This is a genomic window from Pseudomonas sp. H1_D04 (assembly GCF_054683855.1).
The window spans coordinates 3663049-3677288 of sequence record NZ_CP162826.1 but is presented as its reverse complement, the minus strand read 5'-3'; the positions used below and the strand labels follow the sequence as shown (position 1 = coordinate 3677288).

Annotated in this window: 16 protein-coding genes; 1 reads left to right on the top strand and 15 read right to left on the bottom strand. The window is 59.3% G+C overall.

Annotation, left to right across the window (positions count from 1 at the left end; translation table 11 throughout):
• Positions 1–299 precede the first annotated feature (299 nt).
• The 12 genes from AB4N82_RS17050 to AB4N82_RS16995 form a co-directional block, all read right to left on the bottom strand.
• On the bottom strand, positions 300–1085 hold the full coding sequence (locus tag AB4N82_RS17050) for a TatD family hydrolase (protein ID WP_095185663.1): 786 nt from the start codon (positions 1083–1085) through the stop codon (positions 300–302).
• A 63-nt stretch (positions 1086–1148) separates the two neighbouring features.
• Positions 1149–2138 carry a DNA polymerase III subunit delta' gene (locus tag AB4N82_RS17045; RefSeq protein ID WP_122764443.1) on the bottom strand — a complete coding sequence of 330 codons (990 nt, stop codon included), beginning with the start codon at positions 2136–2138 and terminating at the stop codon, positions 1149–1151.
• Complete coding sequence (gene tmk / locus AB4N82_RS17040) at positions 2131–2763, bottom strand: dTMP kinase (protein ID WP_460102333.1); 633 nt, start codon at positions 2761–2763, stop codon at positions 2131–2133. The genes AB4N82_RS17045 and tmk overlap by 8 nt, the downstream gene beginning before the upstream one ends.
• Before the next feature lie 19 nt (positions 2764–2782).
• Positions 2783–3904 (bottom strand): endolytic transglycosylase MltG, encoded by a 1122-nt coding sequence (gene mltG, locus AB4N82_RS17035; protein WP_122764444.1) that lies wholly within the window; start codon positions 3902–3904, stop codon positions 2783–2785.
• 1 nt (position 3905) lies between these two features.
• On the bottom strand, positions 3906–4721 hold the full coding sequence (gene pabC, locus AB4N82_RS17030) for an aminodeoxychorismate lyase (RefSeq protein ID WP_122764445.1): 816 nt from the start codon (positions 4719–4721) through the stop codon (positions 3906–3908).
• Complete coding sequence (fabF, locus tag AB4N82_RS17025) at positions 4721–5965, bottom strand: beta-ketoacyl-ACP synthase II (protein WP_032886804.1); 1245 nt, start codon at positions 5963–5965, stop codon at positions 4721–4723. Before fabF ends, pabC begins: the two co-directional genes overlap by 1 nt.
• Before the next feature lie 127 nt (positions 5966–6092).
• Entirely contained in the window at positions 6093–6329 is a 237-nt protein-coding gene (gene acpP, locus AB4N82_RS17020) for an acyl carrier protein (protein ID WP_010566559.1), read from the bottom strand.
• Positions 6330–6520: 191 nt separating this feature from the next.
• The gene (gene fabG, locus AB4N82_RS17015) at positions 6521–7264 is read right to left on the bottom strand and encodes a 3-oxoacyl-ACP reductase FabG (protein WP_032886802.1); all 744 of its coding nucleotides are present in this window, start codon (positions 7262–7264) and stop codon (positions 6521–6523) included.
• Between the two features lie 24 nt (positions 7265–7288).
• Entirely contained in the window at positions 7289–8227 is a 939-nt protein-coding gene (gene fabD / locus AB4N82_RS17010) for an ACP S-malonyltransferase (RefSeq protein WP_032886801.1), read from the bottom strand.
• A 126-nt stretch (positions 8228–8353) separates the two neighbouring features.
• Positions 8354–9364: a phosphate acyltransferase PlsX gene (plsX, locus tag AB4N82_RS17005; RefSeq protein ID WP_460102327.1), complete on the bottom strand. Its 1011-nt coding sequence runs from the start codon at positions 9362–9364 to the stop codon at positions 8354–8356.
• A gap of 4 nt (positions 9365–9368) precedes the next feature.
• Positions 9369–9551, bottom strand: a complete 183-nt coding sequence (rpmF, locus tag AB4N82_RS17000; protein WP_008152339.1) for a 50S ribosomal protein L32 — start codon at positions 9549–9551, stop codon at positions 9369–9371.
• Positions 9552–9564: 13 nt separating this feature from the next.
• Positions 9565–10095 carry a YceD family protein gene (locus AB4N82_RS16995; protein ID WP_032886799.1) on the bottom strand — a complete coding sequence of 177 codons (531 nt, stop codon included), beginning with the start codon at positions 10093–10095 and terminating at the stop codon, positions 9565–9567.
• Positions 10096–10200: 105 nt separating this feature from the next.
• Between AB4N82_RS16995 and AB4N82_RS16990 the strand changes: the two genes are divergently transcribed.
• Entirely contained in the window at positions 10201–10779 is a 579-nt protein-coding gene (locus tag AB4N82_RS16990) for a Maf family protein (RefSeq protein WP_122681225.1), read from the top strand.
• 148 nt (positions 10780–10927) lie between these two features.
• On the opposite strand, the gene AB4N82_RS16985 is transcribed toward AB4N82_RS16990, so the two are convergent.
• From AB4N82_RS16985 to rluC, 3 genes are read right to left on the bottom strand one after another with little or no spacing between them, the layout of a single operon-like run.
• The gene (locus AB4N82_RS16985; protein WP_122681226.1) at positions 10928–11911 is read right to left on the bottom strand and encodes a S49 family peptidase; all 984 of its coding nucleotides are present in this window, start codon (positions 11909–11911) and stop codon (positions 10928–10930) included.
• A 21-nt stretch (positions 11912–11932) separates the two neighbouring features.
• Positions 11933–12595 carry an HAD-IA family hydrolase gene (locus AB4N82_RS16980; protein WP_095185671.1) on the bottom strand — a complete coding sequence of 221 codons (663 nt, stop codon included), beginning with the start codon at positions 12593–12595 and terminating at the stop codon, positions 11933–11935.
• Positions 12582–13541 carry a 23S rRNA pseudouridine(955/2504/2580) synthase RluC gene (gene rluC / locus AB4N82_RS16975; RefSeq protein ID WP_032886795.1) on the bottom strand — a complete coding sequence of 320 codons (960 nt, stop codon included), beginning with the start codon at positions 13539–13541 and terminating at the stop codon, positions 12582–12584. The genes AB4N82_RS16980 and rluC overlap by 14 nt, the downstream gene beginning before the upstream one ends.
• Positions 13542–14240: the final 699 nt, after the last annotated feature.

The following is a 14240-nucleotide window of genomic DNA, read 5'->3' as shown; positions in this document are numbered from 1 at the left end:
ACTGCCAACGATTTCATGGCTATCAGTCAGAAATAATACGCAACAACTGCACCCGTGCACCGGCCTAATGAGAACTCAAGCGAAGCGCGTGTATTCCAAATCTGTTTAAAAAACGATCAGTCGCGACTGGACTGAATCAGATACTGATCAATACTTGAACTGTCGGCGTGACATCTCCCCCAAGTGAAGCGCCGACCTGGGTACCGACGGACTGTGTGCCCTTGCTTTACTCCTAATGGTCTTAACCCGGATTCACCCCCCAGAACCCGGGTTTTTTTGCCCGCAATTTGACCCTGGATCTACGAAGCGACGTGAGCCAATGGAAACAGGCGCTTGAAGTTCTCGGTAGTCTGTTGCGCAAAACGCTCGTAGGACTCACCCCGCAGCATCGCCAGGTAATCCGCCACATCACGCACGTACTCCGGCAGGTTGGGCTTGCCGCGATGGGGGATGGGCGCCAGGTACGGCGAGTCCGTTTCCACCAACAGGCGATCGGCCGGGACTTGGCGGGCCACGTCACGCAACGCGTCGGCATTGCGAAAAGTGACGATGCCCGACAGGGAGATATAGAAACCCAGGTCCAACGCCGCCTTGGCCATGTCCCAGTCTTCAGTGAAGCAGTGCAATACGCCGGCCTGGGGCAACGCGGCTTCGCGCAGCAAGGTGAGCGTGTCGGCACGGGCGCCGCGGGTATGAACAATCACCGGCTTGCCCGTCTGCTGGGCGGCTTGCAGATGCAGGCGAAAGGATGCCTGCTGCAACTCGGCAGCTTCGGGTTCGTAGTGGTAATCCAGGCCGGTCTCGCCGATGGCCACTACACGCGGATGGTTGAGTTCGCCCAGCAGCCAGTCGAGGGCCGGGGCCTCGCCAGGCTTGAGGTCCAGCGGGTGGATACCCACTGAGCAATCCACGTCGGCATAACGATCAGCCAAGGCTTTGACGTCGGCGGCGTTGTCGGCGCTGACGCCGATGCACAGGAAATGCCCGACTCCGCGCTGCCGAGCCGCTTCCAGGGCGGCATCAAGGGAGCCGCCGTGCTGGGCGAGGTCAAGACGATCAAGGTGGCAGTGGGAATCTACGAGCATAGGAAGTTACAACTTGAGTCACGGAAAGTGTCTGGCCGACGATACATCCGTCGGCCACGGAAATTAACGGCGGCCGAGCAAGCCCACCCACTGCACCAGCAGCGCTTCAAGCAACAGCACACGGTTGAGGTTGGCCTTGCCGAGCACTTTCTGGCGCTGGGCGAGGATCCAGTCCTGGATGGACAGCACCTTGTCCTGGGCGCTTTTCTGCGCGAGATACTGCACCACCTTGCGCATGTCCTGCAGGCCCAGGCCATTTTCATCCTGGGTCAACTGATACCGCAGGATCAGGCTCGACCAGTCGCAGAACCAGTCGAACAGCAGCAACAGGGGAATGTCTTTCCAGGCGCTTTCGGCCAGTTGTGTCGCAGACAGTTCCTGCTTGAGCAGTTTTTTAACCCCATCCACCACCAGCGCGCGCTGGTCACGCACGCCTTGGGCTTGCAGCTTCACGGCCGCTAAGGGCGAACCGGCGGCCAGGGTCAGTAGTTCGACACGTTCATCGGCGGAGCAGTCTGGCAGTGCCTGCGCCAGCCATTGCAGGCTTATCGCCTCGCTTGGCAGCGGACAGGCCTGCTGCACGCAGCGGCTGCGGATGGTCGGCAACAGGCGGCTTGACTGGTGGCTCACGAGCAACAGCACAGTATCGCCGGAGGGTTCTTCCAGGCTTTTGAGCAGGGCGTTGGCGGCGTTGATATTCATCGCTTCTACCGGCTCGATCAGCACCACCTTGCGCCCGCCCATCTGCGCGGTTTGCACCACGAAGTTGACGAGATCACGCACTTGGTCGACCTTGATTGCCTTGTCGGCTTCCTCGGGCTCCAGCAGGTAATTGTCCGGATGGCTGCCAGCCTTGAGCAACAGGCAGGATTTGCACTCGCAACAGGCCTCCAAGTTGACCGGACGCTGGCACAGCAGGCTGGCCATCAGGCGCTCGGCAAGGGCCCGTTTACCAATACCGATTGGCCCATGCAACAAGTAGGCATGAGCGTGCTGGGCGCGGCCGGCTAACTGTTGCCAGAGACTGTCCTGCCACGGGTAGGCTTCAGCCACGGGCGCGCTCCAACAGTGTTGGCAACAAGCCGTCGATGGCCTGCTGCACATTGGCCAACGGCTGGGATGCCTCAAGCAGGTGATAGCGAGCAGGTTCGACCTGAGCACGTTTGAGAAACGCGCTGCGCACAGCATCGAAGAACGCCTGGCCTTCGAGTTCGAAGCGATCGAGACGACCACGAGCACTGGCGCGGGCCATGCCCACTTCTACGGGCAAGTCGAACAACAGGGTCAGGTCAGGACGCAAATCACCTTGCACGAACGTTTCCAGGGTAGCGATGCGCGCCAATGACAACCCGCGGCCGCCGCCCTGGTAGGCGTAGGTGGAATCGGTAAACCGGTCGCAAATCACCACGGCACCGCGGGCCAGGGCCGGGCGAATCACCTCGGCCAGATGTTGTGCCCGGGCAGCGAACACCAGTAGCAGCTCGGTGTCCGGGTTCATCTGTTCTTCGCCTGGGGCCAGCAACACTTCACGGATGCGCTCGGCCAAAGGCGTACCGCCGGGCTCACGGGTCAACACCACCTCGATGCCTTCGGCACGCAAGCGCTCTGCCAAGTAATCGCGGTTGGTGCTTTTGCCGGCGCCTTCCGGGCCTTCCAGGGTAATAAACAAGCCAGTCACAGGCAGTCCTTAGTCAGAGTCATTGCGGGCTTTGCGGCGCGGTGGTGTCCAGCACGGGCTCGGCGGGCGCTTCCGTTGGCGGCGTTGCATCTTCCGGCGGTTTTACCACCGGTGCCGGACTCGAGCGGTAATCGGCACGGCGTTTGAGCTGGAACTCACGCACGGCGGCATTATGCGCACCCAGGTCATCGGAGAAAATATGACTGCCATCGCCACGGGCGACGAAATACAGGCTGCTGCCAGACACCGGGTTCAATGCGGCATGGATCGCCTCGCGGCCGACCATGGCGATTGGCGTCGGCGGCAGCCCGGCAATCATGTAGGTGTTGTAAGGGTTGGATTCCTTGAGGTGAGCGCGCGTCAACTTGCCGTTGTAACGCTCACCCAGGCCGTAGATCACCGTAGGGTCGGTCTGCAGCAGCATGCCGATCTTCAGACGGCGGACGAACACACCGGCAATCTGGCCACGCTCCTCAGGCACACCGGTCTCTTTTTCCACCAGAGACGCCATGATCAGCGCTTGATAAGGGTCGGTGTACGGCACATCGGGGGCGCGCTTGCTCCATTCCTGGGCCAGTACGTCGTCAAGGCGGTTGTAAGCTTTTTTAAGGAATTCGACGTCGGTCATGCCGCGCACGAATCGATACGTATCCGGGAAGAATCGCCCTTCGGGAAACACCCCAGGGTGACCAAGTTTCTCCATCACTTCGCTGTCACTCAGTCCGGAGAGGCTCTGTACGATCTTTTCATGCTTGGCCAGGGCCGAACGCACTTGGCGGAAGTTCCAGCCTTCCACCAGTGTCAGACTGTATTGCACCACGTCGCCACGCTGCCAGAGGCCGATCAGGCCTTCGGCGGTCATGCCCGGCGTCATGCGGTATTCGCCGCTATGCAGCGGTTGGCCGTCGAGGTTGAAGCGCCAATACAGACGCAGCCAGAAGGCTCCGTCGATCACGCCGTCGGCTTCCAGTCGATTGAAGGTGCCGGTCGGAGTCGCCCCTGCCGGCACATCGAGCAACTGCTCTTGGGTCAGATTCAGCGGCTGCTTCAAGGCAGCGTCGTATTTCCAGGCGCAGACCCCCAACAGCAAAGCTGCCGAGAACAGACCGATCAGCAGCAGTACAATCAGTTTTCGTATCAACTCAGATATCCAATAGCGCGCGAACAATGCCCTGCAGTTTACGGGTGAGCGGCCCAACCGGCCAGCTCATCGCAGCACAGCCGCCCACCGGCCAAATGCCATACACGCTGTTACAGACAAAGACTTCGTCGGCCTGCTGCAGTTGCTCGACAGTGATGTCGGCCACGGCCACCGGGATGCCCAGCGATTGTGCCTGGTCCAGGATCTCGGCACGCATCACGCCCGCGACACCGCAACGCTTCAGATCGGCGGTTAGTAACAAGCCGTTACGCACGAGAAACAGATTGCTGAATACGCCCTCAATGACGCGGCCGGACATATCAAGCATCAAACCTTCAGCATGTTCGACATCTTGCCATTCGGCACGCGCGATCACCTGCTCCAGGCGGTTAAGGTGCTTCAGGCCGGCCAGCAAGGGCTGCTCCGCCAAACGGGTAGCGCACGGAAACAGGCGAATGCCGTCGGCTCCATGGGCGTGGGGATAGGTGGCGGGCGGACTGCCCTGCAGGATACGGCGCACAGGTGCGTCGGGATTGATGCCGTAACCGCGCAGGCTGTCGCCACGGGTAAGGATCAGCTTGAGGACACCGTCACCGAGGGCGGCGGCATAGGCAAGCACTTCGTTGCGGATCAACCCGAGATCGACCACGAACGCAAAGCGCCTGCAGCCCTCATCAAGGCGCTGCAGGTGGCGGTCGAGTAGCAGGGGCTGCCCGGCCTTGACGGCGACGGTCTCGAACAGGCCATCGCCATACGCCAGGCCGCGATCTTTCAGGGGCACGTTGTCCGCTGGCTGACCGTCGACCCAGCTGTGCATCACTCGGCGTACCGGCGGAACACCAGGGAACCGTTGGTGCCACCAAATCCGAACGAGTTGGAGATCGCAACGTCGATCGGCATCTGTTGCGGCTCGTGCGGTACGAAGTTCAGGTCGCAGCCTTCATCCGGCTCATCCAGGTTGATGGTCGGCGGAGCGACCTGATCCTTGATGGCCATCACGCTGAAGATCGCCTCGACCGCGCCCGCCGCACCCAGCAGGTGACCGGTCATGGACTTGGTGGAGCTGACAGCCAGCTTGTAAGCGTGCTCGCCGAACACCGACTTGATGGCCTCAGCTTCCGCCAAGTCACCGGTCGGGGTCGAAGTGCCATGGGCGTTGATGTACTGCACCTGATCGACATTGACCTTCGCATCACGCAATGCGTTGGTGATACAGCGCGCAGCGCCGGCACCGTCAGACGGTGGCGAGGTCATGTGGTAGGCGTCGCCGCTCATGCCAAAGCCGATCAGCTCGGCATAGATGGTGGCTCCGCGCGCCTTAGCGTGCTCCAACTCCTCCAGCACCAGGGCACCAGCACCATCGGACAGTACGAAGCCGTCACGACCCTTGTCCCACGGACGGCTGGCGCGGGTCGGCTCGTCATTGCGGGTCGATAGCGCACGGGATGCGCCAAAGCCGCCCATACCCAGGCCGCAGGCTGCCATTTCGGCACCGCCGGCGATCATCACGTCGGCTTCGTCGTAGGCAATGTTGCGCGCTGCCATGCCGATGCAATGCGTGCCGGTTGTGCACGCCGTAGCGATGGCGTAGTTCGGTCCCTGTGCACCCAGGTGGATGGACAGGAAGCCGGAAATCATATTGATGATCGAGCCAGGCACGAAGAACGGTGAAATTCGACGAGGGCCAGTATCGTGCAACGTGCGGCTGGTTTCTTCGATATTGGTCAGACCACCAATACCAGACCCCATCGCCACGCCGATGCGTTCACGGTTGGCATCAGTGACTTCCAGGCCGGCGTTACGCACTGCCTGAAAACCGGCTGCCAGGCCGTATTGAATGAACAGGTCGAGTTTGCGGGACTCTTTGATCGAGAGATATTCCTCGACATTGAACCCCTTTACCGAGCCGCCAAAACGGGTGGAATAGGCAGAAAGGTCCGTGTGTTCGATCAGACCAATACCACTGCGGCCAGCCAGAATGCCCTGCCAACTGCTCGGCACATCCGTACCCAGTGGCGACAACATACCCATACCGGTGACTACGACGCGTCTACGCGACACAGCACTCTCCTTTTTCTAATGACGACACTTTGCTTCAGAGCTTACTTTTTCATCACCGCTAAAGAAAAAACCGCACGCCGTTACAGCAGTGCGGTTTTCCCTAACAGCAAGCGACGACTACAAACTATTACGCCTGGTGGGCAGTAACGTAGTCGATAGCAGCTTGAACAGTAGTGATTTTTTCAGCTTCTTCGTCCGGGATTTCGGTCTCGAATTCCTCTTCCAGAGCCATCACCAGCTCAACGGTGTCAAGGGAATCGGCACCCAGGTCTTCTACGAAGGAAGCAGTGTTGGTCACTTCTTCTTCTTTGACGCCCAGTTGCTCGGCAACGATTTTCTTGACGCGCTCTTCGATGGTGCTCATACCTTGTTTAACTCCTAATGGACAAATTCAGGCAGCTGGCCAGTGGGTAAGTGTATAGAAAGCCTTTTCAGCTTTTCAACTGAAAGCTTCACCCTGTACCCGGTCCGCCACCTGCCTATAAATTAAGTTGCAGCTTTATAACGGATTTTAGACAGCTCATATGACATTTTTTTGAAGCGATCCGTCACAATTTAACTCATGTACATCCCGCCGTTCACCGGGATTGTAGCCCCAGTCACGTATGCCGCACCGTCGGATGCCAGGAAAGTGACCACATTCGCGATCTCTTGAGCCTGGCCCAGACGGCCCAGCGGAATCTGCGTCAGCAAGCCTTCACGCTGTGCTTCCGGCAGTTCGCGGGTCATATCGGTGTCAATGAACCCTGGGGCCACCGAGTTGACCGTAATCGACCGCGAGCCGACCTCACGTGCCAAAGCACGACTGAAACCTTCCAGACCAGCCTTGGCAGCTGCGTAGTTTACTTGGCCTGCGTTGCCCATGGCACCCACTACGGAGCCAATATTGATAATTCGACCCCAACGAGCCTTGGTCATGCCGCGCAAAACGCCCTTGGACAGGCGAAACAGACTGTTCAGGTTGGTATCGACCACGTCGTACCACTCGTCGTCTTTCATACGCATCATCAGATTGTCGCGCGTGATACCGGCATTGTTCACCAGAATAGCCGGTGCGCCGAACTGTGCAGTGATCTCGGCCAATACAGCAGCCACAGACTCATCGCTGGTCACGTTCAGCTCAAGGCCAGTGCCTTGAACGCCATTTTCCTTCAGGGTCGCGGCGATACGCTCGGCGCCCGAAGCGGAAGTGGCGGTGCCGATCACAACGGCACCCTGACGGCCCAGTTCCAGGGCGATAGCCTGGCCAATGCCACGGCTCGCGCCGGTAACCAGTGCAACTTTACCTTGCAGACTCATGCAGGCTTCTCCTAAGTTCGGGGATCAGGCCAGCGCCGCACGAGCGGCAGCGAAGGCATCCGGGGTATTGAGGTTGGCAGTCGACACGCCGTCGGCGCAACGCTTGTTCAGACCAGCCAGGACTTTGCCTGGGCCGCACTCGACCAGCTCGGTGGCGCCGTTGGCGGCCAGGGTTTGGACCGACTCGACCCAGCGCACAGGCTTGTAGAGTTGCTCCAGCAGGTCCCGCTTGAGCGTGTCGAGGTCGACCGCCACGGCCGCGCTGACGTTCTGCACCAGAGGAATTTGCGGTGCCTGCCAGTTGATGGCTGCGATGGACTCGGCAAAACGCTCGGCCGCCGGGCGCATCAGCTCGCAGTGGGACGGCACGCTCACCGGCAACGGCAGCGCACGCTTGGCGCCACGCGCCTTGCAGCCTTCGATGGCGCGCTCGACTGCCGCCTTGGCACCGGCGATCACCACCTGGCCAGGGGAGTTGAAATTCACTGCGCTGACCACTTCGCCCTGGGCCGCTTCGGCGCAGGCTTCGATCACTACTGCGTCGTCCAGGCCCAGAATAGCGGCCATGCCGCCCTGCCCGGCCGGAACGGCTTCCTGCATCAGTTGACCACGACGCTCGACCAGCTTGACCGCTTCGGCGAGGGTCAGGCTGCCCGCAGCAACCAAGGCGCTGTATTCGCCCAAGCTGTGACCGGCGACGAATGCCGGGCGCGCGCCACCTTCGGCCAGCCACAGGCGCCACAAGGCGATCGAAGCGGTCAGGATGGCCGGTTGCGTTTTATCGGTTTGATTGAGCTGCTCTTCCGGCCCCTGCTGGGTCAGCGCCCACAGGTCGTAACCCAGGGCCTCGGAAGCTTCCTTGAAGGTATCCAGGATCAGCGGGTATTGCGCGCCCAGCTCGGCCAACATGCCGAGGGACTGCGAACCCTGCCCTGGAAAGACGAATGCGAGGGATGTAGACATGTAACAAGCCCCTAATGATCTGGTCGTCAAAAATGCGCGCGCCGACTATGGGAGCGCGCGAAACTGACAGATTGGATGGTCAATTGAACTGGCCGGTCACATTTAAGCACTCCCGAGCCAATTCGCCTAAGGCAACAGATCCTCAAGACGGCCGTGCAAGCGTTGCGGCAGGTTTTCCTGAATCTCGATCAAGGCCCGCGCAATAGCACTTTGAAAGCCTTCAACACCGGCTGAACCGTGACTCTTCACCACAATCCCCTGCAACCCCAGAAAGCTCGCACCATTGTGCCGCGCCGGAGCCAGGTCGGCCTGCAGACGTCGCATCAAAGGTAGCGCCAGAGCACCTACGATGCGCGATACCAGATTACGCCTGAACAACGCCTCAATGCGCACAGCGATCATGGTCGCCAGGCCTTCGCTGGATTTAAGCAGGATATTGCCGACAAACCCATCGCAGACCACCACATCCGCTTCGCCGCGGTAAACACCGTCACCCTCGACAAAACCGATGTAATTCAAGCCCCGCGCGCCCTGCAACAGACTGGCGGCAAGCTTGACCTGCTGATTGCCCTTGATGTCTTCAGTGCCGATATTCAGCAAGGCCACACGCGGCCGGGCTATACCCAGCGCTTCTGCGGCCACCGAGCCCATCACGGCGAACTGGAACAAGTGCTCGGCACTGCAATCCACGTTCGCACCTAAGTCCAGCAGTTGGCAGTAGCCTTTCTGCGTTGGAATCGCCGCGACCATCGCGGGCCGGTCTATGCCAGGCATCGTCTTGAGCACATACCGTGACAGTGCCATCAACGCCCCGGTGTTACCTGCACTGACACAGGCTTGCACCTTGCCATCACGCAATAACTCCAAGGCCACTCGCATTGAAGAGTCAGGCTTGCCGCGCAGGGCCGAAGCAGGCTTGTCATCCATGCTGATGGTTTCGCTGGCCGGCGTAATCGTCAGGCGCGCGCGATCCACAACCGGATGGCTGGCGATCAATTCTTCAAGGAGTGAGGGTTGACCGACGAGGGTCAGGTGCAGCGAGGGCGTAGCAATCAGGCTGGCAATACAGGCCTGAACAATGCTGCGGGGACCGAAGTCCCCGCCCATTGCGTCAATCGCGATGACTTGAGCAGACAAGTGATTACTCGTCAGCGCCCTTGTCGATCACTTTACGGCCACGGTATACGCCTTCTGGCGATACGTGGTGACGCAGGTGAATTTCACCGGTGGTTTTTTCTACAGACAGAGTGCTCGCCGTCAGGGCATCGTGCGAACGACGCATATCACGGGCGGAACGGGATTTTTTGTTCTGCTGAACAGCCATAATTGATTAACTCCTAAACGTTTGGGTCACGCTTTAACTGCGCCAATACACTGAACGGGTTGGACCGCGTTACCTCGTCCTCGCTCGGCTCGGCCTCGTCATCGAGACCCTCCGGCTGCTGGCATTCTTCCGGATGATGAGCAGGCACAATGGGCAAGGCGAGCAGAAGCTCTTCCTCGATCAGTGCATGCAGATCCAAAGGATCTTCGCCCAGTTCCAGCACGTCATAACCTTTCGGCAACGACTGGGTATTCGCACCCTCCTTTACCACGGCATAACTGCACTCGCTGTGGATCGGCAGGGTGACCAGCTCAAGACAACGCTGGCAAACCATTTTGACCTCGGTGTCGATAAAGCTGTGGATTACCACAGATTTACGTTCATCTCGTTCAAAAACGAATTTGGCCTGCACCGTACCGACAGTGTCGGAAAGCGGGTCGCAGAGTCTCTCCAAATCGGCCAGCAGCAATTCACCTTGAAGGGAAGTGCCACGATCAGCCAATTTGCGCGGGTCAACGTGAGGTGGAATCGGGTCATTCAACATAGGCGCAGCATTATAGGGATGCACCCAGCCATGTCAAAGGAAATTCAGCCCTGTGCGTCAGCCGGTCGCCCCGCTAGAATCGGCGACTGCCTTGAGGAGTCGTACATGCTGCCTTTATTACTCGCTTCCAGCTCGGTTTATCGCCGGGAATTGCTCAGTCGCCTGCACCTGCCATTCATCTGCAGCTCGCCGGATATCGACGAAAGCCATGCTGCAAATGAGTCCGCCATCGAGCTGGTCAAGCGCCTTGCCGAAGCGAAGGCGCGCGCCCTCGCCGCCAGCCACCCAGGACACCTGATCATCGGTTCAGACCAGGTCGCCGCACTGGAAGGCCGCATCATCGGCAAACCTCACACTTTCGAAAATGCGCGTGAGCAATTATTGGCCGCCAGCGGCAAGCGTGTCAGCTTCCTCACCGGCCTGGCCCTGCTGAACAGCGAGACGGGGCACTGCCAGGTCGACTGCGTGCCCTTTACCGTGCACATGCGCGAGCTGGATGCAGCGCGCATCGAGCGCTACCTGCGTGTCGAACAACCATATGACTGCGCGGGCAGCTTCAAGGCGGAAGGGCTGGGCGTGAGTTTGTTCCAAAGCACCGACGGGCCAGATGCGACCAGCCTTGTCGGCTTACCGCTGATTCGCTTGGTAGATATGCTACTCAGCGAAGGCGTGCAAGTCCCTTAAGAACACCGCAAACCAAATACGGGAGAGGGTTTTCCCCCCGCTAGAAGCGTATCAGCCAACCTTGGGTTGACTGATCCACCGCTATCGGGGGCAAGTCAAATCGTCGCACCGCCCCTTCTACATTTTGACCTACGACAGACTTGAGATATTAGCGCAGCGTCGGCCCCTGGAAGCCCATGTACAGCGCCAGCTTCTCAGCCACGCTGGCACCGAGCTTCTTGGAGAAGCGATCAAACGGCGATTCCTCAACCGTGAAATCCACCAACTCCTTCTCGCCAATCACATCCCGCGCCACCGAACTGGCACTGCCCAGGCCATCGATCAAACCCAGCGGCAACGCCTGCTCACCGGACCACACCAGCCCCGAGAACAGCTCAGGATGATCTTTATCCTTCAGACGATCCCCGCGCCCCTGCTTCACGCTGGCGATGAACTGGCGATGAGTGGCATCCAGCACGCTCTGCCAGAATTGGGTTTCATCGGGCTTTTGCGGCTGGAACGGATCCAGAAACGCTTTGTGCTCGCCCGAGGTGTAGGTGCGGCGCTCAACACCCAGCTTCTCCATAGTGCCAACAAACCCATAACCGGCCGCCGTCACACCAATGGAGCCCACAAGACTGGCCTTGTCGGCATAGATCTGATCAGCGGCACTGGCGATGTAATAAGCACCCGAAGCACCCAGATCGGAAATCACGGCGTACAGTTTGATATCCGGATGCAGGCCACGCAGGCGGCGAATCTCGTCATACACATATCCCGATTGCACCGGGCTGCCGCCCGGGCTGTTGATGCGCAGGATCACCCCTTTGACCTTGGGATCTTCGAACGCAGCACGCAGGCTGCCGACGATGTTATCGGCGCTTGCCGGCTCCTTGTCGGCAATTACACCGCGCACCTCGATCAGCGCGGTGTAGTTCGCGCCACGGGTTGCGCTCTTTTCCATATCCATCAGCGGACTGAACAGCGCCAGCATGAGCAACAGATAAGTAAAGGTCAGCAGCTTGAAGAAAATCCCCCAGCGCCGCGCACGACGCTGCTCCTGGACGCTGGCCAGGAGCGTCTTCTCCAGCAGCTTCCAACTCTTGTCGTCACCGCTTTCAGCCTTTTCAGGCGCTTTCCACTCATCACTCATGCCATCAACCCCAGCAAAGACTTATTGAGCCCGACCGAGCCAGGCCTGCAATTCAGAAAAATGATCAATCGTGACCCTAGGCTCGTATTGCTGTAACGCCTCAGCGGACTGGGCACCATAGCTGACTGCAACGCTGTCCATGCCGGCGTTGCGCGCCATCATCAGATCGAAGGAAGCATCACCCACCATCAGCGCCTCACGCGGCGACACGCCGCAATGGGCAAGGATCTGCTCCAGCATCAGAGGGTGAGGTTTGCTGGCGGTTTCATCCGCAGCACGGGTGATGTCGAAGTAATCTTCCCAACCATGAGCCTTGAGCACCCGATCCAGCCCGCGACGAGCCTTGCCGGTAGCAACTGCCAAGTGGTAGCCCTGCGCCCGGAACGCCGCCAGCGATTGCACAACGCCCTCAAACAGCGGCGACGGCTCTGCCTCCAGCGCAATGTAGTGATCGGCGTAATGCTCGCGAAACGCTATCAGTTCAGCGTCACTGATTTCGGGATACAGGGTACGGATGGCTTCAGGCAGCCCCAGACCAATAATGCCCTTGACCGCCTGATCGCTGCATAACGCAAAGCCTGAACGGGTGGACGCCATGTGCATCGACTCGACAATGCGACCAATGGAGTTGGCCAGCGTCCCATCCCAATCAAAAATCAGCAGCTTGTAATCAAGGTGCGACACTCAAACGCTCCACGGTCTTGGCCCACATCTCATCGACAGGCGCCTGCAACTTCAGCTCGCCACCATCAGGCAGCGGCACAGTCAGCATGTAGGCATGGAGAAACAGGCGCTTACCGCCCAAGTCTCTAATTTCCTTGGAAAAGTCTTCGTCGCCGTACTTGGTATCACCGGCAATGCAATGGCCCGCATGCAAGGTATGCACGCGAATCTGGTGGGTACGCCCTGTGACCGGTTTGGCCTCGACCAGGGTGGCGAAGTCACCGAAGCGGCGCAGCACCTTGAACAGGGTCAGGGCTTCTTTACCCTCCTCGTCCACTTCGACCATGCGCTCGCCCGAGCGCAGATTGCTCTTCTGAAGCGGCGCGCGAACGCTTTTGATTGAGCTGGCCCAGTTGCCACGCACCAACGCCATGTAGCGCTTGTCCACGCCATCACCCCGCAGGGCGGTGTGCAGGTGCCGTAACATGCTGCGCTTCTTGGCGATCATCAACAGGCCGGAAGTATCGCGATCCAGGCGATGGACCAGTTCCAGTTCCTTGGCATCCGGGCGCAACTGGCGAAAGGCTTCGATCACCCCAAACGTTAGGCCGCTGCCACCATGCACAGCAATGCCACAGGGCTTGTTGATCACGATTAGTTTGTTGTCTTCAAAGACAATCGACGCCTCAAGGCGCTGCAGCAGCCCTTGAGCGAGGGGAACAGGCTCGTCCCGCTCAGGCACGCGCACTGGCGGCACACGGACGATATCGCCCGCCTGCAGCTTGTACTCGGGCTTGATACGACCCTTGTTCACGCGCACCTCGCCTTTACGCAAGATGCGGTAAATCAAGGTCTTGGGCACGCCTTTGAGCCTGGCCAGGAGAAAGTTGTCGATGCGTTGGCCGGCATATTCCGGCGAGACCTCAAGCAGCTGGACGCTGGGGGTCTGGGGGGCGGTAGTCGTCATGGCGGCGATGATAACAATTTTTTATGGAATTGAAGCACTTAATCATTGCTGCTATAGTCGCGAACGCCGCCAAAAGCGGCCTGGACAGAGGACTTGCGGCAAGCTGCCGGCCCTGACCATCGCAATTCATCAGGACGCGAGGCCGTCCTACGGGGCTTTCGCCACCCTGGAAGGTTCGAGATTGTAACAAGCGCAGGTGACATGAGGCCTGAAGCGAGTGCAGAACGCAGAGTGAATACTCGCATTCTGCGCCGATATTTACGGCCAGTTCACAAAGTGCAGTCAGTCTTGTGCCAGACCACGGCGAATGCTTCGGAAACAACGCCTGTTAAGAGCTGAGTGAGAGCGCAGTCGCCCACATTCAGTCTTGTTTAGCCATGAGCGTGAACTCCCCATTGGAGTACACGGTAAATGCCAACCCGCTGCGGATTCTGCGCGCGGCAGCACCCGAATTATCAGGGATACGTGTAGGGTGGAGATGCACAACCGTCGGACCGTGTAGCACTAGGCTTATATTTAGACGCTTCATCTCGTCCACAGTCGCCGGTTGATTCCTCCTCCTGACCTTAGCTTTTGTTGAAGTGGTGCCTTTGTCACCACCGCTAACAAGCAGGACGCGTCCGTCGCGATACCGGCCCAATTGGCCGATTTTGCTGGACACTGGAGTGGCCAACCACTCTTGACGCACCTGACACCGAC